This window comes from Mesorhizobium jarvisii (assembly GCF_003601985.1).
Lineage (GTDB): Bacteria > Pseudomonadota > Alphaproteobacteria > Rhizobiales > Rhizobiaceae > Mesorhizobium > Mesorhizobium jarvisii.
This window is the reverse complement of record NZ_QZXA01000004.1, coordinates 177,403-202,779: the sequence shown is the minus strand read 5'-3', so window position 1 is coordinate 202,779 and position 25,377 is coordinate 177,403. Positions and strand designations below refer to the sequence as shown.

Annotated in this window: 27 protein-coding genes; 20 read left to right on the top strand and 7 right to left on the bottom strand. The window is 61.7% G+C overall.

All coding sequences use genetic code 11. The features are described from left to right. Positions 1–127: 127 nt before the first annotated feature. From D3242_RS12030 to D3242_RS12010, 5 genes are all read left to right on the top strand, one after another. The gene (locus D3242_RS12030) at positions 128–658 is read left to right on the top strand and encodes a dTDP-4-dehydrorhamnose 3,5-epimerase family protein (protein ID WP_064984495.1); all 531 of its coding nucleotides are present in this window, start codon (positions 128–130) and stop codon (positions 656–658) included. A gap of 1 nt (position 659) precedes the next feature. Beyond that, positions 660–1,961: a glycosyltransferase family 2 protein gene (locus tag D3242_RS12025; protein WP_064984493.1), complete on the top strand. Its 1,302-nt coding sequence runs from the start codon at positions 660–662 to the stop codon at positions 1,959–1,961. Positions 1,962–2,112: 151 nt separating this feature from the next. Continuing rightward, on the top strand, positions 2,113–3,180 hold the full coding sequence (gene trpS, locus D3242_RS12020; protein WP_019862890.1) for a tryptophan--tRNA ligase: 1,068 nt from the start codon (positions 2,113–2,115) through the stop codon (positions 3,178–3,180). A 281-nt stretch (positions 3,181–3,461) separates the two neighbouring features. Further along, positions 3,462–3,953 carry a universal stress protein gene (locus D3242_RS12015; RefSeq protein ID WP_010913128.1) on the top strand — a complete coding sequence of 164 codons (492 nt, stop codon included), beginning with the start codon at positions 3,462–3,464 and terminating at the stop codon, positions 3,951–3,953. A gap of 146 nt (positions 3,954–4,099) precedes the next feature. Then, positions 4,100–4,669, top strand: coding sequence for a NifU family protein (locus D3242_RS12010; protein WP_019862888.1), 570 nt, complete (start codon positions 4,100–4,102; stop codon positions 4,667–4,669). Positions 4,670–4,821: 152 nt separating this feature from the next. On the opposite strand, the gene D3242_RS12005 is transcribed toward D3242_RS12010, so the two are convergent. Beyond that, complete coding sequence (locus tag D3242_RS12005) at positions 4,822–5,439, bottom strand: L,D-transpeptidase (protein ID WP_019862886.1); 618 nt, start codon at positions 5,437–5,439, stop codon at positions 4,822–4,824. 226 nt (positions 5,440–5,665) lie between these two features. Here D3242_RS12005 and cueR point away from each other — a divergent pair, with 226 nt between their 5' ends. The 3 genes from cueR (at position 5,666) to D3242_RS33480 (ending at position 7,545) form a co-directional block, all read left to right on the top strand. Continuing rightward, the gene (cueR, locus tag D3242_RS12000) at positions 5,666–6,088 is read left to right on the top strand and encodes a Cu(I)-responsive transcriptional regulator (protein ID WP_027047690.1); all 423 of its coding nucleotides are present in this window, start codon (positions 5,666–5,668) and stop codon (positions 6,086–6,088) included. Positions 6,089–6,356: 268 nt separating this feature from the next. Beyond that, on the top strand, positions 6,357–6,575 hold the full coding sequence (locus D3242_RS11995) for a sunset domain-containing protein (protein WP_223217909.1): 219 nt from the start codon (positions 6,357–6,359) through the stop codon (positions 6,573–6,575). An 802-nt stretch (positions 6,576–7,377) separates the two neighbouring features. Beyond that, entirely contained in the window at positions 7,378–7,545 is a 168-nt protein-coding gene (locus tag D3242_RS33480; RefSeq protein ID WP_019862884.1) for a hypothetical protein, read from the top strand. 73 nt (positions 7,546–7,618) lie between these two features. On the opposite strand, the gene D3242_RS33475 is transcribed toward D3242_RS33480, so the two are convergent. Next, on the bottom strand, positions 7,619–8,005 hold the full coding sequence (locus tag D3242_RS33475) for a hypothetical protein (protein ID WP_027047689.1): 387 nt from the start codon (positions 8,003–8,005) through the stop codon (positions 7,619–7,621). A 177-nt stretch (positions 8,006–8,182) separates the two neighbouring features. Here D3242_RS33475 and D3242_RS11985 point away from each other — a divergent pair, with 177 nt between their 5' ends. The 5 genes from D3242_RS11985 to D3242_RS11960 all read left to right on the top strand — a co-directional run bounded on the left by D3242_RS11985 (position 8,183) and on the right by D3242_RS11960 (position 11,928). Further along, complete coding sequence (locus tag D3242_RS11985) at positions 8,183–9,136, top strand: IS1595 family transposase (protein ID WP_064984488.1); 954 nt, start codon at positions 8,183–8,185, stop codon at positions 9,134–9,136. Between the two features lie 207 nt (positions 9,137–9,343). Beyond that, positions 9,344–9,895, top strand: coding sequence for a hypothetical protein (locus D3242_RS11980; RefSeq protein WP_064984486.1), 552 nt, complete (start codon positions 9,344–9,346; stop codon positions 9,893–9,895). Between the two features lie 139 nt (positions 9,896–10,034). After that, complete coding sequence (locus D3242_RS11975) at positions 10,035–10,214, top strand: hypothetical protein (protein WP_064984484.1); 180 nt, start codon at positions 10,035–10,037, stop codon at positions 10,212–10,214. Positions 10,215–10,279: 65 nt separating this feature from the next. Beyond that, positions 10,280–10,663, top strand: coding sequence for a hypothetical protein (locus D3242_RS11970; protein ID WP_081296117.1), 384 nt, complete (start codon positions 10,280–10,282; stop codon positions 10,661–10,663). A 764-nt stretch (positions 10,664–11,427) separates the two neighbouring features. Continuing rightward, complete coding sequence (locus tag D3242_RS11960) at positions 11,428–11,928, top strand: MmcB family DNA repair protein (protein ID WP_167470424.1); 501 nt, start codon at positions 11,428–11,430, stop codon at positions 11,926–11,928. A 17-nt stretch (positions 11,929–11,945) separates the two neighbouring features. Here D3242_RS11960 and nhaA read toward each other — a convergent pair whose 3' ends face one another. The 5 genes from nhaA to D3242_RS11935 all read right to left on the bottom strand — a co-directional run bounded on the left by nhaA (position 11,946) and on the right by D3242_RS11935 (position 18,753). Next, complete coding sequence (gene nhaA / locus D3242_RS11955; RefSeq protein ID WP_064984480.1) at positions 11,946–13,142, bottom strand: Na+/H+ antiporter NhaA; 1,197 nt, start codon at positions 13,140–13,142, stop codon at positions 11,946–11,948. 224 nt (positions 13,143–13,366) lie between these two features. Then, complete coding sequence (locus tag D3242_RS11950) at positions 13,367–13,930, bottom strand: ActR/PrrA/RegA family redox response regulator transcription factor (protein ID WP_081296116.1); 564 nt, start codon at positions 13,928–13,930, stop codon at positions 13,367–13,369. 64 nt (positions 13,931–13,994) lie between these two features. Next, positions 13,995–15,326 carry an ActS/PrrB/RegB family redox-sensitive histidine kinase gene (locus tag D3242_RS11945; protein ID WP_038651796.1) on the bottom strand — a complete coding sequence of 444 codons (1,332 nt, stop codon included), beginning with the start codon at positions 15,324–15,326 and terminating at the stop codon, positions 13,995–13,997. A 26-nt stretch (positions 15,327–15,352) separates the two neighbouring features. Next, positions 15,353–17,815: an ATP-dependent helicase HrpB gene (hrpB, locus tag D3242_RS11940; RefSeq protein WP_064984478.1), complete on the bottom strand. Its 2,463-nt coding sequence runs from the start codon at positions 17,813–17,815 to the stop codon at positions 15,353–15,355. Between the two features lie 47 nt (positions 17,816–17,862). Beyond that, positions 17,863–18,753, bottom strand: a complete 891-nt coding sequence (locus tag D3242_RS11935; protein WP_027047686.1) for a DMT family transporter — start codon at positions 18,751–18,753, stop codon at positions 17,863–17,865. 27 nt (positions 18,754–18,780) lie between these two features. Between D3242_RS11935 and D3242_RS11930 the strand changes: the two genes are divergently transcribed. From D3242_RS11930 to D3242_RS11900, 7 genes are all read left to right on the top strand, one after another. After that, positions 18,781–19,479, top strand: a complete 699-nt coding sequence (locus D3242_RS11930) for a PIG-L deacetylase family protein (protein WP_038651788.1) — start codon at positions 18,781–18,783, stop codon at positions 19,477–19,479. Between the two features lie 232 nt (positions 19,480–19,711). Continuing rightward, positions 19,712–21,043, top strand: a complete 1,332-nt coding sequence (locus D3242_RS11925) for an ABC transporter substrate-binding protein (protein ID WP_038651785.1) — start codon at positions 19,712–19,714, stop codon at positions 21,041–21,043. Positions 21,044–21,153: 110 nt separating this feature from the next. Continuing rightward, on the top strand, positions 21,154–22,101 hold the full coding sequence (locus tag D3242_RS11920) for a carbohydrate ABC transporter permease (protein ID WP_064984712.1): 948 nt from the start codon (positions 21,154–21,156) through the stop codon (positions 22,099–22,101). Beyond that, positions 22,098–23,048, top strand: coding sequence for a carbohydrate ABC transporter permease (locus tag D3242_RS11915; protein WP_019862873.1), 951 nt, complete (start codon positions 22,098–22,100; stop codon positions 23,046–23,048). The genes D3242_RS11920 and D3242_RS11915 overlap by 4 nt, the downstream gene beginning before the upstream one ends. Further along, positions 23,045–23,251 carry a hypothetical protein gene (locus tag D3242_RS11910; RefSeq protein ID WP_081296115.1) on the top strand — a complete coding sequence of 69 codons (207 nt, stop codon included), beginning with the start codon at positions 23,045–23,047 and terminating at the stop codon, positions 23,249–23,251. Before D3242_RS11915 ends, D3242_RS11910 begins: the two co-directional genes overlap by 4 nt. Positions 23,252–23,253: 2 nt before the next feature. Continuing rightward, complete coding sequence (locus D3242_RS11905) at positions 23,254–24,366, top strand: ABC transporter ATP-binding protein (protein WP_064984476.1); 1,113 nt, start codon at positions 23,254–23,256, stop codon at positions 24,364–24,366. Further along, complete coding sequence (locus D3242_RS11900) at positions 24,359–25,372, top strand: ABC transporter ATP-binding protein (protein ID WP_019862870.1); 1,014 nt, start codon at positions 24,359–24,361, stop codon at positions 25,370–25,372. The genes D3242_RS11905 and D3242_RS11900 overlap by 8 nt, the downstream gene beginning before the upstream one ends. Positions 25,373–25,377 lie beyond the last annotated feature (5 nt).

The following is a 25,377-nucleotide window of genomic DNA, read 5'->3' as shown; positions in this document are numbered from 1 at the left end:
TGATATGCGAGAATCCCTGTGGATATGCGAGCGCTGAGGCGCCATCGCCTCCTCGTGTATTGCCTTTGGCGCCGACTGACAGCAGGACAAGCCTAGATTGCATTTGCCGCTAACGTTGGAGGGCTCGATGGACAGGCTGTCACTCGAAGATTTTGTTGATGACCAGCCTTGGGAAGACGACGTTCCGCTTCTGGAAGACATTTCCAGTGAAAATCCGATAGCGGGCGTGCGAATGCAGCGGCTGGTTACAAGGGGCGACAAGCGTGGCGAGCTTACGGTCCTCATGTCGGCACTGGTGGAGCCCATAAGCCCGCCGCCACATGTCTATCTGGTATCGGCCGAGGCGGGATCGATCAGGGCGTGGGTCTATCACAAGCGACAGTTCGACCGGCTCGCCTATACAAATGGCGACCTGAGGGTCGTGCTCTACGATCTGCGCGAGGATAGTCCGACCTACGAAAAACTGAAGGTCCTCGACGTCGGCGCGGCAAACAAGATCCTGCTGACGATTCCGCCCTATGTCGTTCACGGGATTCAGAATCGGGGCAGGAGCACCGCGACATTCATCAACATGCCGACAACCGTCTACGATCCTAAGCATCCGGACAAATCACGAATCCCCTTCGATCATCCGGGCATCCCTTACAAATTCGGATAACATGACCACGTTTTCCGTCATCATGGCCACCTACAATCGCGGCAGGCATATTCTTCCGTCGATCCAATCGGTGCTGAGCCAGACCTGTCGGGACTTCGAGCTGTTGGTGGTAGGCGATTGCTGCACTGACGATACCGCGGATGTGGTTCGGGCGCTCGCGTCTCCGCAAATCCGCTGGTTGAACCTGCCCGAGCGCGGCGGCAGCCAAGCCTTCCCCAACAATGCGGGCATAGAGATGTCGTGCGGGCGATATATTGCCTATCTCGGTCATGACGATATCTGGGCTCCGGACCATCTCCAGGCACTGGCAGATCTTTTCGGGCACAGCCCGCAGCCGGACTTTGTCGTGAGCGGCGCGATATTTCATGGCCCCAGGGCAAGCAATTTCCGGTGGGTGACCGGCATCTTCGACGAATCGGACACCGCTCTCAGGCACTTCTTCCCGCCTTCCAGTTTCGGTCACCGACGCGACGTCGCCGATCGAGTTGGGAAATGGCGCCATCCCAAAGAGATCACAGCGCCCGTTGACGCGGATTTCCTTTTGCGGGCGGCAGGGTCCGGGATGAATTTTGTCTCGACACAGCGGATCACCGTCCACAAATTCGCGGCCGGCCACCGCTACCTGAGTTATACGAGCCACACTTCGGACGAGCAGGAGCGAATGGTCCGGCGAATGGCCCGGCCGGGATATAACGGCTTTCTGGCGTCCGAGCTGGCCAAGGCGAAGGCCGCCGGCGCCTACATGGTGGTCGTGCATCCGGATTACGGGCGCTATGAAAATGGTCAGGTTTCGAGTCAGAATGCGATGGCCAAGGGCGTCGTCCGCCCGGATCTGCGCAAGCTCAGACAGCGTGAGGTCATCAAGCAGGACAACTCGCCCAAAGCGCTCGATTGGTTTCCACTCCAAGCGGGCGGCGACTGGGTATTGTGGGTCGGCTGCAATCCGCGCCCAAAGCTGCTTGTGCCGTTCAAGTATGCCGGCAAGGCGCGGATTCGCCTGGACATCCGGCACCCTCTACGCGAGGCGCTGACCAAGCTCAAATTGTCCGTAAACGGCCAGCTGGCTGTGGCAAGCCTTTGCAACGTGCGCCAAGAAGGCAACCTCTGGAACGCACAAGCGACGTTTGAAACGGCGCTGCGAAGGGACGATCATACGATCCTGGAGCTTCATCTCACCAGATTGCAAAGACCCGCGGCACGCAACGGCATCGGCGTTGGCGACATAGAGGTGACCCCGTTGGGGTGGCGAAGCAATGTTGCAAAAGGCGCGCGGCTGCTGGCAAAGTTCCGTCCAACCCGCTGATAGCTCTTGCCGGTTTTTCACCCTTCGTCCATAAGCGCGCCGTCGCAAGACTTTCGCCGCGTGCGGTTTCCAGCCGCATGATCGGCTCCAAAAAGTCTGCAACTTTTTGGAATCACGCTTTTACGGCCCTCCACAAGCCATGAGGAAACCTATGTCCGCCTTCAAGCCACTCGTCTTCTCCGGCGTCCAGCCGACCGGCAATCTGCATCTCGGCAACTATCTCGGCGCCATCAAAAAATTCGTCGCCCTGCAAGAAACGTCCGATTGCATCTACTGCGTCGTCGACCTGCATTCGCTGACCGCGCAGCTCGTTTATGACGACCTCGCAGACCAGACGCGCTCGATCACCGCCGCCTTCCTTGCCTCGGGCATCGACCCGAAGAAGCACATCGTCTTCAACCAGTCGCGGGTGATGCAGCATGCCGAGCTCGCCTGGATCTTCAATTGCGTCGCGCGCATCGGCTGGATGAACAAGATGACGCAGTTCAAGGACAAGGCCGGCAAGGACCGCGAAAATGCCTCGCTGGGCCTGCTCGCCTATCCCTCGCTGATGGCTGCCGACATCCTGCTCTACCGCGCCACGCATGTGCCGGTGGGCGAGGACCAGAAGCAGCATCTCGAGCTGACCCGCGACATCGCCCAGAAATTCAACAATGATTTTTCCGACCGCATCGCCAGGCTTGGCGTCGGCGTCGAGATGCAGGTCGGCGAGGAGACGGTGAACGGCTTCTTCCCGATCACCGAGCCGGTGATCGGCGGCCCGGCGGCGCGCATCATGAGCCTGCGCGACGGTTCGAAGAAGATGTCGAAGTCGGATCCGTCGGACCTGTCGCGCATCAACCTGACCGACGATGCCGACACCATCTCGAAAAAGATCCGCAAGGCCAAGACCGATCCAGAGGCTTTGCCGAGCGAAGTCGACGGGCTGGAAAGCCGGCCGGAAGCGGAAAACCTTGTCGGCATCTATGCCGGGCTGGCCGAGATGTCGAAGGCCGACGTGCTGAAGGAATTCGGCGGCCAGCAGTTTTCCGTGTTCAAGCCGGCACTCGCCGACCTTGCGGTGGAGAAGCTGGCGCCGATCGCCGGCGAGATGCGCCGCATCGAAGGCGACCGCGCCTATGTCGACGCGGTGCTCAGGGACGGCGGCGAACGCGCCGGCGTGCTCGCCGAAACGACGATGAAGACGGTGCGCGACATCATCGGGCTGCTTCAGAGCTGATCCGCATCGTCAGTGCAGCGCACCATTCCGGCACAAGACATCCTGGCCTAAGGTCGGCGGCTTGCCGCCGGTCGGCGGCGGTGGCAGATTGCGGCCGAAAACGCACTCGCGTCACTGATTTTGAAATCAGCCAGAGTTGGATATCAAGGGCAATGCGAATTTCAAAATCAGGGACACGAGCAAACGATTGATTTCTAGTGTCGTTTTTGATTTCGAAGTTCGCTCGGAGCGCGATATCGAAAGCAGGCGAACTTCGAAATCACGACACTAGGTAGATAGACATGGTCTCCAAACGCCTCAGCCGCGAAGCCGGTCATCGCAGGAAATTCCTGACGATCATCGACGATACGCCCGAGTGCGAGCGCGCCGTCGCCTACGCCTCGAAGCGGGCGCAGAGCACCAGCGGCACGTTGGTGCTGCTCTATGTCATAGTACCGGACGATTTCCAGCATTGGCTGGGCGTCGAGAAGATCATGCGCGAGGAGGCGAACGCCACGGCGCGCGCGGCTCTCGATGGCTATGCCAACAAGGTACGCCAGAAGCTCGGCATCGAGCCGGAGATGGTGGTGCGTGAAGGCAAGCCGACGGAAGAGATCCACAAACTGATCGAGGAAGACCAGGACATCGCCATCCTGGTGCTGGCGGCCGGCGCCGGCAAGGAAGGCCCCGGGCCGCTGGTCGGTGCCGTGGCCGGCAAGGGCGCCGCCTTCCCCATTCCGGTCACGGTGGTGCCGCAGAATCTGTCCGACGAGGAGATCGACAGCCTCGCTTGAAGCCCGCCCGGGATTCTGTCCCCCCGCCAGCAAAAACATTCCGCCAGCCAGCCGTTCGGGCGATGCGTTTCGCTTGAATGTCCTGCCGATAAGGCCTATTTAGAACTATTCCAAACTATCTGCCCGTAACGGGCACGGAGACGGCCATGTTCATCCAGACCGAATCGACGCCCAATCCGGCGACGTTGAAATTCCTGCCCGGCAAGGAAGTGCTGATGGAAGGTACCGCCGATTTCCGCGATGCCGACAGTGCGGCAACGGCCTCGCCGCTGGCCGGCCGGCTGTTCGAAATCCCCGGTGTCACCGGTGTCTTCTTCGGCTACGATTTCATCACGGTGACCAAGGACGGCCCCGACTGGCAGCACCTGAAGCCGGCGATCCTTGGCGCCATCATGGAGCATTTCATGTCCGGCGCGCCTGTCATGGCGAAAAGCGGCCCGGCCGCAGAGACCAGCCAGACCGGCGAGTTCTACGACAAGGCGGACGAGGAACTCGTCATCACCATCAAGGAACTGCTCGACACCAGGGTGCGCCCGGCGGTGGCCCAGGATGGCGGCGACATCACCTTCCGCGGCTTCGAGAACGGCACGGTGTTCCTGCATATGAAGGGCGCCTGCGCCGGCTGCCCGTCATCGACGGCGACGCTGAAGCACGGCATCCAGAACCTGCTTCGGCATTTCGTGCCGGAAGTGCAGCAGGTCGAACAGGTCGCCTGACCACCCCCGTTGCCAGCACGATTTCGGTCGTAAAAAACAAAAAACCGGGCCGAATTGCCCGGTTTTCTGTTTGGGACGTCCGTTGTTGCCTAGACGGTCCGCGTACGAACTTGCCTTCTCGTTGGCCATGATCCCGCGAGGGATCCTGGTCCTTACATCACGATGACCTTGGCGCCGACCGAGGCGCGGTCATAGAGATCGATGATGTCCTGGTTCATCAGCCTGATGCAGCCGGACGACATCGCCTTGCCGATTGAATTCCATTCCGGGCTGCCGTGCAGGCGGTAGCCCATGTCGCCGCCCTTGTTGAAGAGATACATGGCGCGCGCGCCAAGTGGGTTCTTCAGGCCCGGCTCCATGCCATTGGCGAACTTCGCCAGTTCCGGCTGGCGCCTGATCATTTCGCGGGGCGGCGTCCAGGTCGGCCATTCGCGCTTCAGCGCGATATGGGCGGTGCCGTGCCATTCGAAGCCTTCGCGACCAACGCCGATGCCGTAGCGGATCGCGAGCCCGTCACCCTCGACGAAGTAGAGATACTTGTTCTGCGTATCGACGATGATGGTGCCTGGCTTTTCCTTGGTGTCGTAGTTCACTTCCTGCCGGTGATACTGCCTCGGCACCTTTTCGATCGGGATGCGCGGCAGTTGGTAGCCAGCATCGGTCACTGCGCCGTAGTCGTTGGAGAAGATCTGCCCGCCGATGGTGCTGCAGCCGGCGATGGCCGTGGACAGCGCCAATGCGGCAATTATTGCAAGCGACTTCATGCGCATGAGATGATCCGGTGCCCTGCCCAAATGTCAGCGGCACGAGTCGGCCGCTTTCTTGCGATCATTCATGCTGGCATTTGCTTTGCTTGCCAAGCGCACGATGCCTATATGCTGGGACTTACGTGCTGGTATGCGTATCAGTATGGCATTTCAGCAACAGCCTTCACCGGATTGTGAAGGAAATTCAATGGGCCTGACTCGCAGGCCCGGCAAAATCGAGGACCACGCCATGAATGTCGGCGATGCCGCCCATCGTTCAGGCCTGCCGGCCAAGACCATTCGCTACTATGAGGAGATCGGTCTGATCGCGCCGGCGCGCGCCGCCAACGGCTACCGCGACTATTCCGGTGACGACATCCATCGGCTGACCTTCCTGCGCCGCGCGCGCAACCTCGGTTTTTCCATCGACGATTGCCGCCAGCTGATGGCGCTGTACCAGGATCGCGGCCGCGCCAGCGCCGACGTGCGCGAGATCGCCGCCGCTCATGTCACGGCCATCGAGGAGAAGGTGCGCGAGCTGCAGTCGATGCGCTCGACCCTGCAGAAACTGATCCACGCCTGCCATGGCGACGAGCGGCCGGATTGCCCGATCCTGGATGACATGGCAGGGGCTGCGGCGCCTGGCGACAAGGCCGTCTCAGCTAGACCATAGCAGACCCTAGCAAGGGATTTTGGGCAGACCACCCAGCGAGATGGCTTCCGGTCATGCGCCGCATTGGGCGCCATTGTTCGCCCTCTACCGGCCAAGACGGCGCGCCATTAAGTTAGGCAATGCTTATAGACTCCTCGCCAGAGCGGCGGCATTCTCCTCTCGGGAGGGGGAGTGGACAAGTCTCGACCGCTGGCGGAGGCGTGCCAGGGGTCGCCGGCATTGGCGTCCCTCGCGCAACACCATCTGGTGGACATTGATTGCCGCGGCGATCGCCATCCTGGCCAGCCTGATCGCCGTCAAGGCCGGGCCGCCTCTCGTGGGCTGCAATATCAAGGGAAATATCAGCTACAATACGGGCGAGCGCATCTATCACGTTCCCGGACAGCAATATCACAACGAGACCCGGATCAGCCTGTGGAAGGGCGAACGCTGGTTCTGTTCGGAACAAGAAGCTCGAAAGGCTGGCTGGCGAAAATCAAGATTATGAGAACGTCCGGCCAGGTCCGGTGGAACCAGGGACTTCAGTCTTATTTGCGCGATCGCTAATATACATATAGGTTAATCAGCGCGGGGACAATCACACCCAAAGCCCAAACCCGCAATGGCCGGCGCAGCCCCCTTTAGACCCAAAGCCAAACTGCGCCGGCCATTCCGCCAGGCATATTCCTTACGTCAGTCCTCATATGTCGGCTAACTAAAGTAACGGAACGTCCAATGGACATTTGAGGAACTTAAAAGGTCCCCTCAGACCTTTGTACACCGGCACGCAAGACTTTAGTCTTGCCGCCCTCTAGTGAAGAGCGCAAGTTGATCGCCACGACATAGGGCTCCACAGAGATGAATACCAGACTGCCCCCAGCCGGATATTGCGCGATCACGGAAGGCCCCTAGGGCTGGGGTTCGCCAACCCAATCGACCGGCAGAGAGCGATTGCGTAATCGACCATTGTTCCACGAGCGATCGTGCTTTGCATGCGCCGCTTGCAACGCACCCCGTAGGAACGACCCGGCACGCTCGCAGTCGGGGGGACATGGGGTCGTGCCGGGTCGTTGCGGGTCAGGCTTTTGGGATCGTCTCCGCACTGCCTAAGCTATATGCATATTAGCCACAGCTCAATTAAGACTGAAGTCCCGCCCACGGATTACCCAGCTGCAGAGAGCAGAACCTGTTCCGTGCTGGATCACGGGATGAATGTTTGACAGGGCCGATACACCCAAAAGAAGTCAGGATCGGTTCTTGAAGGCTTGATTTGAAGGGCATACCGTCAGCCCAATGGGCTTGGTGACACGATGTTGAACGACGAAAAAGACAAGCAGTTTTGGGCTTTGGACCTGGACGCTCTGCGCAAGGCTTTCGACACGTACGTTCAAGAGCACAAAACCACGGCAGCGGAGTGGGGGGAACACGCCAAGCGGTTCCTCGAAAAACAACGCGTTCGTCAGCGCGAATCGAACTGATTCCCGGCGCAGGAGCCGCACCGGTCCTACAGTGGTAGCCATTCCCCTACGGCTGGGTAGGGCTAGATCGAATTTAACTCGTGCCCTTAGGCACGAAGAAACACGTCCATCTGAATCTGTAGTAGGCCTCGAACTTCGTATGGGGAATGATCGTTCGATAGAACGTCATTAAACGCTCACAGAGATGGTAGCGGTCATCAATGGAGACTTGGGCGCGTTCCCTGGGGATAAACCACTCCGGCTCTTGTGGCTCATTGAGATAGGCAGGGCGGGGCAGGCGCACATAATAGCCGTCTTTGGTCTCTCTCACGGCGCGAGAGTCTATCGGATGGCAATCTTTGTTGCCGCAGCAATCATAGCGCAGAACCGGGTCTTTTTTGCCGGTATACCAATCGTGGGCATCTGCGTCGCCGGCCAAGAGAAGCCATGCCAGCGCGATCCATCCCCGTGGCTGTTTCATGATACCCCTCGCTTTTGAGGGGCATGATATATTAGCTAAGCCTAATTGTCAGCGGGGATATGCCGGCCCGTCGAGGACCAGGCCGGGTTATCAAATATATAATCGCCATCACAAGGGCGATTATCTGGTTGACAAACCCAAGTCGATGAGCGATAACGATTCCAAGGAGTTATCGCCATGTCCGTCTTGTCCCGCCCCGAATTCCACGACGAAGCCAAGGCTTTCGAGCATGTCGAGGGCATTCTCTGGCCGAACGGTCCCGTTTGCCCCAAGTGCGGTAGCGTTGATCGCCATTACGCTCTGAAGGGCGTTCGCACCAAGCCCTCTAAGAAGAACCCTCACGGCGTCGAGCGTCATGGCCTGTACAAGTGCAGCGCTTGCCGTTCGCAGTTCACGGTTCGCATGGGATCCATTTTCGAGGAAAGCCATTTGCCGCTGACCAAGTGGCTTCAGGCTATCCACCTCATGTGCGCCTCTAAGAAGGGCATTAGCGCCCACCAGATGCACCGCATACTCGAATGCACCTATGAGGCCGCGTGGTTCCTGTGCCACCGCATCCGCCTTGCAATGGCATCTGGCGACTTCTCCCCGCTTGGCGGCAATGGCAAGACCGTTGAAGTTGACGAGACGTATATCGGTCGCTTGAAGGGCACCCCGGTTAAGTCGGGCGGTGGCGCACACAAGAACACGGTCGTTACGCTTGTCGAGCGTGGTGGCCGCGCCCGTTCCTTCCACGTCGATACCGCCCGCATGGGCAACGTCATGCCGATCGTTCGCGCCAACATCGCCAAGGAAAGCGCCTTGATGACCGACGAGAGCGGCATCTATCGCCGCGCCGGCCAGGAATTCGCCTCTCACGATGTCGTCACGCATTCCAAGGATGAATACGTTCGCTACGAAGGCGGAAAGACCGTCCACACGAATACCGTGGAAGGCTTCTATTCGGTCTTCAAGCGCGGCATGAAGGGCGTTTACCAGCATTGCGCCGAACACCATCTGCACCGCTACCTTGCCGAGTTCGATTTCCGGTATTCGAACCGCATCGCACTTGGCGTTGATGACGGCACCCGCGCTTTCATCGCCTTGAGGGGTGCCTCTGGTAAGCGCCTCACCTATCATAGACCTGCTTGACGAAAAGCGGACGCACTTCCGAAAGCCGGTTCAGCTAGAGTTGCCGCTATGGCGGAATGCACGGCATAAGCCATAACGATATGCTTATGTGCTTAATCCTGGCCGATTGAGTTTTCCCCAAGCTGCCTTCTGTTTTGAGCATGGTTTGTTCCGACAGATAGAAGCGAGATTACGATTCCGCTTGCCTTATGGGCAAGACTCGGACTAATGGGCGTTATGACCCAACCGAATCCCAGCCTTGAAGACGTTCGCGCCCGACGCCGGCAGATCGCGCAGGAAGACCGCGAACTTGCTTTTATCGAAGAAGGGCTCCTGAAGCTTGCGCAGCGATGGGAATCGCTTTGGAAGACGGCGGAGGACCATGCGGAGCCCGTTGCGCGAGTGCGCGAGCGTCCTATTGTTACGCCTTTGGTGTCGGGTATCTCGATCCCGCAAAAGGCGAAAACGAAGAACGCCCTTATCATAGAGGCGCTAACTCAACCGCGAGGGCTTTGGCAAACCGCAAATCAAATCAGGGACTATCTCGCCAAGGAGACAGGGAAAGACGTTCGAATGTCTTCCATCAGCCCAGCTTTGACCGACCTGAAGAAATCAGGGACGATTGCCCGCAAGGACATGCTTGTTGCATTGGCTTTTAGGCTTGAAAAAGAGGAACCTGGGTTCCTTAACGAGAATGAGCCACCCGAGGGTGGCTCAGACGCCGAACAGGATTCCCGTCCTGTTCAATCTCCCAACCCGACCGGCACGGTCTTTGATTAAGGAGTATCCCATGTGGCAAGCCGTTAGAATAGCTGACGCCGTAGCTTGAGGGCTGCGGCAAATGCCTTAGACGGCAGGGCGGGTCATGAGGCCCGCCCTATTTGCTGTAACACACCTCCGAATCGGAGTCTATATTCCTATGTCTAGGCCAAAGGATAAGCCGCAAATCGACAAATTCCGTGAGGCGGCACGCGAACTGAAAACCGATCAATCAGATGCGGCTTTCGAGGCCGCCATGAACAAGATTGCAAAAGCGCCGAAATTAACGGCCGAGAAAATAAAGGAACTAGTAAGGCAAAAGAAGCACGGTTCGGAATAAGAAAACAACCTTTCGACCCTATATATCTTTGGATCGATCTGACCCTCTGGAAAAGAAGCTATCTCGTGACGAAGCCCGTCAAGCTATCGCCCATCATCCTGGGGCCTTTGCGTACCGACCTCCTGAAGGCCGGCGGCATTGTGTTGGCTGATGGTGATGTGGGGTTCTCCATCAGGGCTCAGAAGCACGCCATGGCTCGCCATGCAGCCGACTACGCGGACTGTTTAGTCAATCTGCCAGAGGCGGTGGCAACCCCTACGCATGTCGGTCAGTCCCCTCACCACCCCGAGGGGTTTGAACTCGTGCGGGACACTGGGGGCATCATCGTTCTTGTCGCCGTGCTTCTTATCCCCAATGCTGATGGGCTTTATGCAGCCACGAGTACATATACGTTGAAGAGGGATACGCTTGAGCGCCGAATTAGGAAGGGGCATTTAATCATCGCATAAAACCAAAAAACCCCGCGAGTGCGGGGCTTTCGGAGCGCGTGCCAGGATGCCAACTCCCTGGATCTCTTCACCTTTCGGCTACTAACCTACCGACCCGGTAGGTGCGTGAGAAGGCCGTTCTCACCTCGAAGCGCTGCATTTACAACGTCTAGGTACTATCACAGTTCCAACTTTGCAAGAGTTAACGACATACGAAATTTTTTACGTATGTCGATCTTAGCTCTAGCGTGAGGTCTGTTTCGATCGTTCGACGCAAAAATAGCGTCTCAAAATTTCGTGACGAAAGATGGGCGGATGCCGATTCCGCCCATCGGCTCGCTACAGCACCTGTAATCGATTATTGCGGCTTCAAGTGCGCTGTTGCGTGAGCTTTCCACATTGCGTCAAACACGGGGCTCATCATTTCCACGTATCGCTGCTCTCTGGCCTTCTTACGTCTACGAATGCGCTCACCCAACCAGCGGTAAAGCGCGACTTCTATTTCCGGCGTAAGGGATAGAAGAAATGGAACAGCGCGATTCAAACCGCGTGGGTAGACGTGAATCAAAGCCGCATCATCGTCTGAGTGCAGAACCACTTCTGCTCTCCCACTCGCAGCCCACTCACCCTTAATCCAACTCAAAGTGCCCATCATCATTTTGGTTCACTCTCTGTTTGTAGAATTTACAGGAAAATATTCCTACAAAAGATTGGGTTTGTCAACCATAGAATCGCCATCACAAGGCGGGTTCAAACCGTGAACAAAATCTGGCATGGTGCCTGCCATGCCAATCATTTCCCCCATCGCAATCAACCCCCTCATCGACGGTCGCCAGTCGGAACGCGCCATGCTGGTGCGGCGCGGCGTGCAGCGGCTGCTCATGGCGATGGGCGCGCATGTGCTGCCTGAACTGTCGCTGGCCACCGGCCGTCGCGCCGACCTCGTGGCGCTGACCCGCCAGGGCGACATCTGGATCATCGAAATCAAATCCTCGATCGAGGATTTCCGGGTCGACCGCAAATGGCCCGACTACCGGCTGCACTCCGACCGCTTCTTCTTCGCCACCCACCCCGGCGTGCCGGCGGAGATCTTTCCGGAGGAGTGCGGCTTCATCCTCTCCGACGGCTATGGCGCCGAAATCCTGCGCGAGGCGCCGGAGCACCGCATGGCGGCGGCAACACGCAAGGCACTGATGCTGCGGATCGCGCGCGCCGGCGCGGCGCGGCTGCTGGCGGCGGAGCTGGCCGGCGTGTCGGTGCCGGCACTCGAGGGGGAGAGCGAGTAGTTCGCGGAACCGCGCCCCTACTCCGTCTCTTCTTCCGCTCCACCCGCGGCCGGCGCCATCAGCAGCACGGCAGCGCCGATGATGGCGGCGATGAAGGAGCCGGCGAGGATGCCGACCTTGACCGCGTCCTGCAGAGCCACATCGCTGGCGAAGGCGAGCAGGCCGATGAACAGGCTCATGGTGAAGCCGATGCCGCAGAGCAGCGAGATGCCGATCATATGCGACCAGCCGGCATGGGCCGGCAGGTCGGCCAGGCCGAGCCTTATGGCAAGTGCCGAGGAGCCGAACACGCCGACCAGCTTGCCGACCACCAGGCCGGCGGCGACGCCCAGCGTCAGCGGCTCTATCAGCGCGCCAAAACTCAGGCCGGCGAGCGAAACGCCGGCATTGGCGAAGCCGAAGATCGGGATGACGAAAAAGGGGACGATTTTGCGCAGGCCGTGCTCGAGCCGGTGCAGCGGCGAATGGTCGAGATCGTGACCGATCCCGGCGGAACGCTCGAGCGGAATGGTCAGCGCGAGCGCAACGCCGGCAAGCGTGGCGTGGACGCCCGATTTCAGCACCAATACCCACAGGATTGCGCCGAGCACGAGATAGGGCACCAGCGTCATCACCCGCATGCGGTTGAGCACGACAAGCACCGCAATGACGGCGAAGGCGGCGCCGAGATAGATGAGCGACAGGCCGCTCGTATAGAAGATGGCGATGATGATGACGGCGCCGAGGTCGTCGATGATGGCGAGCGCGGTCAGGAAGACCTTCAGCGAAGCCGGCACACGGCTGCCGAGCAGCGACAGCACGCCAAGCGCGAAGGCGATGTCGGTGGCGGTCGGGATCGCCCAGCCGGAGAGTGCCGCCGAATTGTTGCGATTGATGGCGACATAGACCAGCGCCGGGACCACCATGCCGCCGGCCGCCGCGATGCCGGGCAGGACGCGGCGTGGCCAGGTCGACAGCTGGCCGTCCAGCATCTCGCGCTTGATCTCCAGCCCGACGAGCAGGAAGAACACCGCCATCAGCCCGTCATTGACCCAATGCGACACGCTGAGCGGGCCGAGATAGGCATGGAGAACGGAGAAATAGGTTTCGGCAAGCGGTGAGTTGGCGACGATCAAGGCCAGGGCCGCCGCCACCATCAGGATGATGCCGCCGGCCGCCTCGCTGTCGAGGAATTCGCGGAAGACGGAAATCGGCCGCTGCTTCAAATCCTGCATGTCGCCTCCGTTAAACCGCGTCACTTGCGATGATGCTCAAACTCCGGCCTCCGGACAGTATCCGACCGTGCTTGAGCGTCTCAGAGACTGTTTCGAAATTCGCTCTGGCGAGTCATATGGTGGTGGTTTCGAGAACCGGAGCGGAGCGGACGTTCGGGTCCGTGAGCACCGGAAGCGCAGAAAACGCCATCAGATGGCCGCCAGAGTAGAATTTCCAAACAGTCTCATCGCGGGGCGCGCTTGGCCAGTATCCGCTGCAGCGTGCGGCGGTGCATGTTGAGCCGGCGCGCTGTTTCGGAAACGTTGCGCTCGCACATTTCGTAGACGCGCTGGATATGCTCCCAGCGCACGCGGTCGGCCGACATCGGGTTTTCCGGCGGTGCGGCGCGCTCGCCGGAGGTGCGGGTGAGGGCGGCGAAGATGTCGTCGGCGTCGGCAGGCTTCGACAGATAATCGACGGCGCCGAGCTTCACCGCCGTCACCGCGGTGGCGATGTTGCCGTAGCCGGTCAGGATGATGGTGCGGGAATCCTCGCGCTTCTCGCGGATGGCGGCGACGACATCAAGGCCGTTGCCGTCGCCGAGCCGCATGTCGACCACGGCGTAGGCCGGCGGATTTGCGCGGGCCTTGCCCACCGCCTCCTCGACGCTCTCGGCGGTCTCGACCACAAAACCCCTGGCTTCCATGGCGCGGGCGAGACGCGTGAGGAACGGCTTGTCGTCATCGACGATCAGAAGCGAAGTGTCCTCGCCTTCAACCATTGCGCCAATATTTTCATCGCCTGTCATCGTCGTAAGAATTCCTGCTGCCTTAATTTTACGCAGATATAGTTTTGCGCCGCTATTGTCCAATTTACGCAGTGTCAAACATGGTGGCCGGGGCCGTTTCCGGGTTCAGGAAGACCGATCTCGGCCACGAAATCTGCACCACGGCGCCCTCGCCAAGGCCGCTCGAATTGCGGAAGTCGAGCGTGGCGCCCGAGCGTTCGAGCAGCGTCTTGGCGATGAACAGGCCGAGTCCCAGCCCGCCGCCGGCCTCGGTGCCCTGGCGCGTCGACATATAGGGCTCGCCGATGCGATCGATGATTTCAGGTGGGAAACCAGGCCCGTCATCGATGATCGAGAAGGTGACGGCCGCCTCGTCCCAGCTCCAGCGCACGGTGACGCTCTTGCGGGCGAAATCGACGGCGTTCTCGACCAGATTGCCGAGGCCGTAGATGACGCCCGGATTGCGCCGCCCGACCGGCTCCGGCCCGCTGCGTTCGCCCGGGCGGAGCTTGATCGAGATGCCGAAGTCGCGATGCGGCGCGGTTACCTCCTCGACCAGCGAGGTCAGCGGCAAGCGGGACAGATGCGCCTCGCCCTCCGACGACAGGCTGGTCAGGCGCTTGAGGATTTCGCGGCAGCGTTCGCTTTGCGAGCGCAGCAGCTTCACGTCCTCCCCGTATTTCGGGTCGCTGCCGAGCGCCTTTTCCATCTCCTTGGCGACGAGCGTGATGGTGGCGAGCGGCGTGCCGAGCTCATGCGCGGCCGCCGCCGCCAGGCCGTCGAGCGCCGAAAGGTGCTGTTCGCGCTGCAGCACCAGTTCGGTGGCGGCAAGCGCATTGGCCAAAAGCCGCGCTTCGGCGGCCACCCGGAAGGCATACATGGCGGTGAAGGCGATCGAGGACAGCACCGCCATCCACATGCCGGCGACATAGATGAAAGGCATGGCCAGCGGCGCGCCTTCATACCAGGGCAACGGCAGATGGAAGAACACCAGCAAGGTCGCCGCCAGCATCACCAACCCGCCGAGGATGGCGGTGAGGCGCAGGGGCAGCGACGTCGCCGAAATGACGACAGGCACGGTCATCAGCAGCGAGAACGGATTGGTCAGGCCGCCGGTCATATAGAGCAGGCCGGCAAGCTGCAGGCTGTCGAAGATCAGGATGCCGAAGGCGGCGAACGGCGTGAGCCTGTGCGCCGCCGGAAACCTGAAGGCCAGGAACAGGTTCATCCAGGCCGAACAGGCGATCAGCGCAAAACACAGGCTGACCGGGAGCGGAAATTTCAACCCATAGGCGACGACGAGCACCGCAACGCTCTGGCCGACAATGGCCAGCCAGCGCAGCCGGATCAGCGTGTTGAGGCGTAGCCGCTGGCTTTGCTGAAAATCGGGCGCGTTCAGGATGTTGATCATGGCCATGGATTACAGCCGGGAAAGGAGGAGCGCTAGGTCCCGCGTGGCTTGGCACGGGCGGTAGCGGCGGCAAGCAGCGGATTCTCCGGCCAGACATGTTTGGGATAGCGCCCGCGCATGTCGGCGCGCACGTCGGCCCAGGAGCCACGCCAGAAGCCGGGCAGGTCGCGCGTCGTCTGGATTGGCCGGTGCGCCGGCGACAAGAGTTCGAGCGTCAGCGGCACGGTGCCGTTGGCAATCGAGGGGTGGCGGTCCAGGCCGAACAGTTCCTGCACGCGCACCGCAAGCACAGGCCATTCGCCGTCATAGCGGATCGGCACATGGCTGCCGGACGGGGCGTCGAAATGCGTCGGCGCCAGCGCATCGACCTTGCGCTGCAGTTCGTGCGGCACGAGCGAGGCGAGGCCAGCCGAGACGACACCGGGATCGATGGCGGCCAGGGAAGCCGCCCCAGACAGGAAGGGCAGCAGCCAGTCGTCGAGGCGCTCGATCAGCGCTTCGTCCGACATATCGGGCCAGGGGGACCCAAGGCCACGATGCAGCCAGGACAGCCGCTGGCGCAGCGTCTCGGCCTCCTTGCTCCAGCTCAGCAGTGACAGGCCGTGCTCGCGCAACGCATCTGTTATGGCGCGGTCGGCATCGGCGCCTGAAGGAGCCGGCAGCATGCGTTCGGCGAGCGTGATGGCGCCGAGGCGCACCGTCTCACGCACACGCACGGCGCGACGCTCGCGATCGAAACTGGTTTGCCGGCGTGTTTCGATCCGGTCGGCCAGCGTGGCGCGGATATCGTCCTCGCTTATTGCCGCGGCGGCCGCGATGCGGGCATTCTGCGCCTTGCCCTGCAGGTCGGCGACGACCAGAAACGGCTCGCCGGCCAGCGGGTCGGCGGCATCGAGTATGGCGCCGGAGCCATTGGCCAGCACGAAGCGGCCGCGCTCGCCACGCGCCTTGGCGACGCGGTCCGGCCAGGCGTTGACGAGAAGAGAGCCCGCGGGTGCGGCTTCGCTGTTTTTCGTCCCACCCACCTGCCTGGCCAGCCTCTCCGCGAGTTGCCGCGCGGCGGTGGCGCGGGGCGATCTTTCCCCCCGAAAGCGCATCAGCCGCCGCTCCAGATCGGCGCCGTCGCCACCAAGGCCGCGTTCGGTGAGCAGCACCGCCAGCATGGCCGCCTCGCCCGCATGGCCGCTCCGCGCAGCTTCGGCGACCATATGTGCAAGCCGCACCGGCAGAGCGAGCTTGCGCATCGAAGCGCCCGCTTCCGTCAGGCGCCCCGCCTCGTCGATGGCATGGAGCGCGCGCAGCAGCACCCTTGCCTCGTTGAGCGCCGGCGCCGGCGGCGGATCGAGGAAAGCGAGGCCGGTCGGATCGGCCACACCGAAGGCGGCACAGTCGAGCAGCAGGCCTGAAAGGTCCGCTTCGAGGATTTCGGGCGGCGTGAAGGCGGGCAGTGCCGCCGTCTGTTCAGCGCGCCATAGCCGGATGGCGACGCCGGCTTGCGTGCGCCCGGCGCGGCCGGCGCGCTGGTCGGCGGAGGCCTTGCTGACGCGCACCGTCTCCAGCCGCGTCAGGCCGCTTGCCGGCTCATAGCGCGGCAGCCGCGACAGGCCGGAATCGATGACGACGCGCACGCCGTCGATGGTGATGGAGGTCTCGGCAATCGACGTCGCCAGCACCACCTTGCGGCGGCCCGCCGGCGCCGGCTTGATCGCGGCGTCCTGCGCCTTGCCGTCGAGCTGGCCATAGAGCGGCACGATGTCGGTGTCGGCGCCGACCTTGCCGGCCAGCCGTTCGGCGGTGCGCTCGATCTCGCGCTGGCCGGGCAGGAAGGCAAGCACGCTGCCGCTCTCATCGGCAAGGGCGGCGCGGATCGCCTTGGCCATCGCATCCTCGATCGGGACGCCGGCCGGCCGTTCGTCGTAGCCGATATCGACGGGGAAAGCGCGGCCCTCGCTTTCGATCACAGGCGCGCCCGACAGGAGTTTTGCGACGCGCGCGCCATCGAGCGTCGCCGACATCACCAGCAGCCTGAGATCCGGCCGCAACGCACCTTGCACGTCGAGCGCCAGCGCGAGGCCAAAATCGCCGTCGAGCGAACGCTCGTGGAATTCGTCGAAGATCACCGCCGAGACGCCGGGCAGTTCGGGATCGTCGAGGATCATGCGCGCCAGAACGCCCTCGGTGACGACCAATATGCGGGTCTTGGCCGAGCTGCGGTTTTCCATGCGCATGGCATAGCCGACGGTCGCGCCCGGCTCCTCGTCAAGCAATTGCGCCATGCGGCGCGCGGCGGCGCGGGCGGCGAGCCGGCGCGGTTCGAGCAGGATGATCTTGCCTGTGCCCATACACGGCGCATCGAGCAGCGCCAGCGGCACCAGCGTCGTCTTGCCGGCGCCGGGCGGCGCCACCAGCACGGCGCTGTTGCCGGCACCGAGCGCTTCGCTGAGCGCCGGGAGCACGGCGGATACCGGAAGCTCCGGCAGGGATCTTGTCGTCATCGCGTCCGCATATCAGCGGTCACGGTCACCGTGCAACCGGCGCCGGCTCAAAGCCGGGTGCGCGCAAACGGGTTCCAGCGCACGGTGCCGAGCCGCACCTCCTCGCGCACCATGGTCAGCAGGCCGGAGCCGCCGACGATCGCGAGGCCGACCAGCGTCAGCCAGTCCGGGTATTCCTGGAAGAACAGCGCGCCAAGGATCACCGCCCAGACGATCTGCGAATAATGCGTCGGCGCGATCCGGTTGGCGGGGGCGTATTTGGCGGCGAGCAGCTGCATGAATTGTCCGCCCGCGGTGAAGGCGCCGGCCATCGCCAGCCAGACGAGCTGTACGGCATTCGGCAAGGCAAATGAGGTGGCGGCGGCGCCGGCGCCGTTGAACAGCAGGCCGTAGCCGACAAGTACACCGAGCATCGAGGTGCGCTTTTCCTGCTGCGCGAGCGAGCGCAGCAGGATGACGCTGGTCGCGGCGAGGAAGGCGTTCACGAAAGCGGCAAGGTGGCCGAGGTTCAATTCACGAAAACCCGGCCGCACCACCAGCATCACCCCGGCAAAGCCGGCGACCACGGCCAGCCATCGCCAGGGGCCGACCTTTTCCTTCAGGATGACGGTGGACAGGATGGTGACCAGCAAAGGCGCCAGGAAGATCAGCGCGTAGACTTCGGCAAGCGGAATGTGCGTGAAGGCATAGACGCTGAGCACGCCCGACGCGATGCCGGCCCAGGCGCGCGCCTGCACCGCCCATGGCCGCTTCATGCGCCAGAAATCGAGCCAGCGCTCGCCCGCCGGGCGGGTGAAGAACAGGAAAAAGCCGGCAAACAAAGTGACGAAGAAGCCGATCTCGAAGACGGTAAACTGTCCTCCCAGGCTCTTGATAACGGCATCGCTGCCCGAATAGCTTGCATAGGCGATCAGGGCGAGCAGGATTCCGTTCGGCACGTTTTTCCATTTCCGGGAGAGAGTAGCTTGAAAATATTGGCGCTCGGTGCGCATCCGGACGACATCGAGATCTTCATGTTCGGTACGCTGGCCGCCTATGCGGCGCAAGGCGCAGAATTGACTTTTGCCGTGGCCACGGATGGGGCCAAGGGCGGCAAGAGTGATCCCGCCGTTCTCGCCCGCGTCCGTCGCGAGGAAGCCACGGCGGCGGCAGCGCTGCTTGGTGCTGCGCCACGCTTTCTCGACTTTCCCGACGGCGAACTGGTGGCCGATGCCGCGCTGATCGGCGTGCTGAAAACGCTGATCCGCGAGACCGGGCCGGAGCTGGTGATCACGCATGCGCCCAACGACTATCACGCCGACCACCGCGCGCTGTCGGACGGCGTGCGCATAGCGGCTTCCTTCGCGGTTCCTGTGCTGCATGCCGACACGATGGGCGGTACCGGATTTGCGCCGACGCACTATGTCGATATTTCCGCCTACCGGGATATCAAGTCGCAGGGGATCCGCATGCACCGGTCACAGCGGCCGGAGCAATATGTCGACCGGGCGCGCATCCAGAATGAATTTCGCGCCGGCCAATGCAACGCTGTCCCCGGTTCCCTGGCCGAGGCTTTTCGCTTCGAGCCTACATTTCCCTTCGCCGACATACGCGCCTTACTGCCGCCCGCGCCGCCGGTTCGGCCGGTGACGCCACAGACGAACCTCATCGGCGAGGCCGGCTGAGCGGCTGCCGGAGAAACATCCGGCGATCATTTCCTAACGATTTCAATCATCCGTTTCGTCATGTTGCGACGCAGCAACGAATTCGCTTGCGTTGTTTAGTAAAAATTGCATCACTAAACAAATTACTAAACATCTGCCGCGCTCCGGCGCCGCCATGTTTAGGCCTCTGAGGAGAGAGGTTGAGGGCTCTTGAAACCGTCATCCGGGCGCGTTTCGTAAATGGGAGGAAGGCATGAAATCGAGCTTGAAACTGGCGTTGGGACTGGCCTCGGCGATTGCAGCGTCGACAGCCGTCTCGAACGCCGCACACGCTGAAGACCTGACGCTCTGCTGGGCCGCCTGGGACCCGGCCAACGCACTTGTCGAATTGTCCAAGGACTTTACCAAGGAAACCGGCATCGGCATGAAATTCGAGTTCGTGCCGTGGACCAACTATGCCGACCGCTTCCTCAACGAACTGAACTCGCACGGCAAACTGTGCGACCTGATCATCGGCGACAGCCAGTGGATCGGCGGCGCGGCCGAGAACGGCCACTACGTCAAGCTGAACGACTTCTTCGACAAGGAGAAGATCAGCATGGACGACTTCGTGCCGGCGACCGTCGTCGGCTACTCCGAATGGCCGAAGAACACGCCGAACTACTGGGCGCTCCCGGCCATGGGCGACGTCGTCGGCTGGACCTATCGCAAGGACTGGTTCTCCAAGCCGGAGCTGCAGAAGGAATTCAAGGAAAAGTATGGCTGGGATCTCGGCCCGCCGGCGACCTTCGACCAGTTGAAGCAGATCGCCGAATTCTTCCAGAAGCGGCAGATCGACGGCAAGACCGTCTATGGCGCCTCGATCTACACCGAGCGTGGCTCGGAAGGCATCACCATGGGCGCCATGGACGTGCTCTACAGCTACGGCTTCCAGTATGAGAACCCGAAGAAGCCCTACGAGATGGAAGGCTTCGTCAATTCAGCCGACTCGGTCAAGGGACTGGAATTCTACAAGGCTCTCTATGATTGCTGCACCCCTCCGGGCGCATCGAATAGCTACATGGGCGAAGGCGTCGATGCCTTCAAATCCGGTCAGGTGGCGATGCACATGAACTTCGCCTTCACCTGGCCCGGCCTGCAGAAGGACGAGAATGTCGGTGGCGACAAGATCGGCTACTTCGTCAATCCCAAGGGTCCTGGCGGCGCCCAGTTCGCGCAGCTCGGCGGCCAGGGCATTTCGGTGGTTTCCTACTCCGACAAGCAGGAATCGGCGCTGAAATACATCAAGTGGTTCGCCAACAAGGACGTGCAGGCCAAGTGGTGGTCGCTCGGCGGCTATTCCTGCCTGAACTCCGTGGTCAAGGACCCGAAGTTCCCGTCCAGCCAGCCCTACGCCCAGGCCTTCCTCGACTCGATGGCGATCGTGAAGGACTTCTGGGCCGAGCCGAGCTACGCACCGCTGTTGCAGGCCTCGCAGAAGCGCTTCCATGACTATGTCGTGGCCGGCCAGGGCTCAGCCAAGGACGCGCTCGACGGCCTGGTCAAGGACTGGACCCAGGTGTTCCAGGACGATGGCAAGATGTAACCGGCTCCTCCCGAGCTAGGCCCAGGCGTCCCGTGCCACCCTTGGCACGGGACGCAGTTCAGATAAATTCCATCACAGAGACGACCCAAGTGACCGAAGCAGGACTGACCATGCTCAATCGGACCGTGGAGAACGTTGCCCGGGCGACCCCGGAACCGTTGGCCCGCAAGGTCCGGGGCATCAGCGACAAGGGCCTCGCCTGGCTGTTCATCTCGCCGACGATCCTGTTGCTGCTCGCCATCAACATCTTCCCGCTGTTCTGGGCGATCTATCTGTCCTTCACCAACTACCGGGCCAACCGGCCGAACGAAGTGGTGAAGAACCTCGGCTTTGCCAACTACCAGCGCATCCTTGGCGACCAGGACATCTGGATCGCCATGCAGACGACGGCGCATTTCGTGTTCTGGACCATCCTCTTGCAGACGCTGATCGGCTTCACCCTGGCCTGGCTGATCGACCGGAAATTCCGTGGCCACGCCTTCTGGACGACGCTGATCCTGGTGCCGATGATGCTGTCGCCGGCGGTGGTCGGCAATTTCTGGCGCTTCCTCTACGAGCCGCAGATCGGCCTGTTCTCCTATGTCATCTCGTTCGTCAGCGGCATTCCACCGACAAGCATCCAGATGCTCTCCAACGTGTCGCTGGCGCCATGGTCGATCATCATCGTCGATACCTGGATGTGGACGCCCTACGTGATGCTGATCTGCCTCGCCGGACTGCGCTCCATCCCCGAATATATCTATGAGGCGGCCGAGGTCGACCGCGCCTCCAACTGGCGGCAATTCTGGTCGATCACACTGCCGATGGCGCTGCCCTTCATCATGCTGGCGGTGCTGTTTCGCGGCATCGAGAACTTCAAGATGTTCGACATGGTCAATCTCTTGACCGGCGGCGGGCCCGGCTCGACCACCGAGGTGGCCTCGATCACACTGAAGCGGCAGGCTTTCGAGAGCTGGCGCACCGGCTATTCCTCGGCCTTCGCCATCATCCTGTTCGTGGCGGTGTTCGGGCTGGCCAACATCTACGTCAAGGCGCTCAACAAGGTGAAGCAGAGATGAGCCTGACCACTGCCCATTCGGTCGTCGCACCGTCAGCGAATTCGAAGCGCGTCGCCGGCGCGATCATCATCGCCTACGCGCTGATCTCGATCGTGCCGCTCCTGTGGATCTTCGCCACCAGCTTCAAGACGCCGCCGGATTCGATCGCATATCCGCCGAAAATCGTGTTCCAACCGAGCATCGAGGGCTATTGCAACCTGTTCACGACGCGGACGCGGCAGACGCCGGAATACATCAACTCGCTGGGTCCGGCGACCGGCTTCTGCGACGAGACCGTGCGCAAGCGCAACATGGTGATCGCCGGCCCGTCCAACTTCCTGCCGCGCTTCCTCAACTCGCTGATTATCGCCTTCGGTTCGACCTTCTGCGCAGTCTTTCTCGGCACGCTGTCGGCCTATGGTTTCTCGCGCTTCAAGGTGCCGCTCGCCGACGACCTCCTGTTCTTCATCCTGTCGACGCGCTTCATGCCGCCGATCGCGGTCGCGATTCCCATCTACCTGATGTACCGCGAGCTTGGCCTGTCGGACACCGCGCTCGGCATGATCCTGCTCTACACGGCGGTCAACGTGTCGCTGGCGGTGTGGCTCTTGAAAGGCTTCATCGACGAGATCCCGCGCGAATATGAGGAAGCGGCGATGATCGACGGCTACACACGGCTGCAGGCCTTCTGGCGCACCGTGCTGCCGCAAGCGACCACCGGCATCGCCGCGACCGCGATCTTCTGCCTGATCTTCGCCTGGAACGAATATGCCTTCGCGGCCCTTTTGACCTCGGGCACGGCGCAGACCGCGCCGCCCTTCATCCCGACCATCATCGGCGAAGGCGGCCAGGACTGGCCGGCGGTCGCCGCCGGCACGACAATCTTCCTGGTGCCGATCCTGGTTTTCACCATCTTGCTTCGCAAGCAATTGCTGCGCGGCATCACCTTCGGTGCGGTGCGCAAATGAGCATGACCAATCCCGTCAAACGCAAATCGCGCTGGCCGGCCTGGGCCCGGCGCGGCCTGATGGAAAATATCGCCACAGTGCTGATCGCCATCGGCTTCCTGATGCTGTTCCAGCCTTTCGCGCTGTCGCTCTACACCTATTCCTTCATCACCATGCTCGCCGGCACCGTGATGTTCATCATCGTCTCGAAGTTCCCGGAATAGTCATGGCCGAGATCCGTGTTCAGCACCTGAGAAAGGCCTTCGGCGATTTCGTCGCCGTGCAGGATTCCAACTTCGTCGTCGAGGATGGCGAATTCTTCGTCATGCTCGGGCCGTCGGGCTGCGGCAAGACGACGACACTGCGCATGATCGCCGGGCTCGAACTGCCGACCGGCGGCCAGATCCTGCTCGGCGGCGAGGACGTCACCATGCTGCGGGCACGTGAGCGCGACATCGCCTTCGTGTTCCAGCTGTTCGCGCTCTACCCGCACATGAATGTGCGCAAGAACATCGGCTTTCCGCTTTTGGCGCAAGGCATGTCGTCGGCCGAAATCCGCACGCGTGTCGAGGAGACGGCAAAACTCCTGCGTATCGACCATCTGCTCAACAAATCCGTCTCTGGCCTTGCCGGCGGCGATCGCCAGCGCGTGGCGCTCGGCCGCGCCATCGTGCGGCGGCCGAAATGCTTCCTGATGGACGAGCCGCTCGGCACGCTCGACACCGAATTCCGCGATTTGATGGTCCATGAATTGCGCGAACTGCACAACCGCATCCACGCCACCACCGTCTATGTCACGCATGACCAGATGGAAGCGATGTCGATGGCCGACAAGATCGCTGTGATGAACCACGGCGTCATCGAACAGTTCGGCACACCGCGCGAAATCTACGACCGCCCGGCGACCATGTTCGTCGCCGACTTCATCGGCTCGCCGCCGATGAATTTTCTGGGCTTCGGCGGCGGGCTTACCAAGGGCGCCAAGGAGATCGTCGTCCAGGGCGCGAAGGTCGCGGTGCCGGAGGTGCGCGAGGATATCGCGCCGGCCGACATGGCGCTCGGCATCCGCCCCGAACACATTCGCTTCGACGATGCCTCGAAGCTGCGCGGCGCCATCTACGGCACCGAATATCTCGGCACCACGCAGATCGTCGCGGTGGAAACGGCGGACGGCATCATCAAGGCGCGGGTTCCGGCCGAGATCCGGCTCAACGCCGGCGATCATGTCGGCCTGGCGCTGAACAGCGCACGGCTGTCGCTGTTCGACAAGGGATCGGGCCGCGCGGTGAGAACCGCGGTCCACGATACCGCCTCTCAGGGGAGAGCGCAGCATGGCTGACGTGCATATCAAGAACGTGACCAAGAGCTTTGGCGAGCATGTCGCCGTCAACGGTCTCGACCTGCACATAGCAGACGGCGAATTCGTCGTGCTGCTCGGGCCGACCGGGGCCGGCAAGACGACGACGCTGCGACTGATCGCCGGGCTGGAACAGCCGGATGCCGGCATCATCGAAATCGGTGGCCACAATGCGACGACGCTGTCGCCGGCCGAGCGCGACACGGCCTTCGTGTTCCAGCAGTACTCGCTCTATCCGCATCTGTCGGTCTACGACAATCTCGCCTTCCCGCTGCGCTCGCCGGCGCGGAAAATCCCGGAGGACCAGATCCGCCGGCGGGTCGAGGAGGTGGCGAAGATGGTGCGCATCCACCACAAGCTCGCCAACCGCTCGACCAAGCTTTCCGGCGGCGAAATGCAACGCGTGGCCATCGGCCGCGCCTTGGTGCGCAAACCCGCCATCTATCTGATGGACGAGCCGCTGTCATCGCTCGACGCCAAGCTGCGCGCGGATCTGCGGCTGGAGCTGAAGCGCATCCAATCCGAACTCGGCGCCACCATGCTCTATGTCACGCATGACCAGATCGAGGCGATGACCATGGCCGACCGCATCGGCATCCTCGCCGATGGTGTCCTGGTGCAGATCGGCTCGCCACGAACCATCTATTCGGAGCCGGCAAACCTGCATGTCGCGGCAAGGCTCGGCCAACCGGCGATCAATCTCCTGCCGACCGGCCTGCTGCCCGATGGCAGCGCGCCGGTGGGCACCAGGACGATCGGCGCGCGCACCGAACATCTGACGATCGAAAAGGCCAGGAATGGCCATGCCGACGGCGTCGTCGACTGGGTCGAGCATCTCGGCGACCAGAACCACCTGCATGTGACGGTGGGGCCGAAGAAACTGGTGACGCTGACCGACCCCGACACCGATCTGGCGCAAGGCGACAAAGTGGTGATCCGCTACCGCTCGCCGCTCTATTTCGGCGCCGATGGACAAAGATTGATGTGAACGGC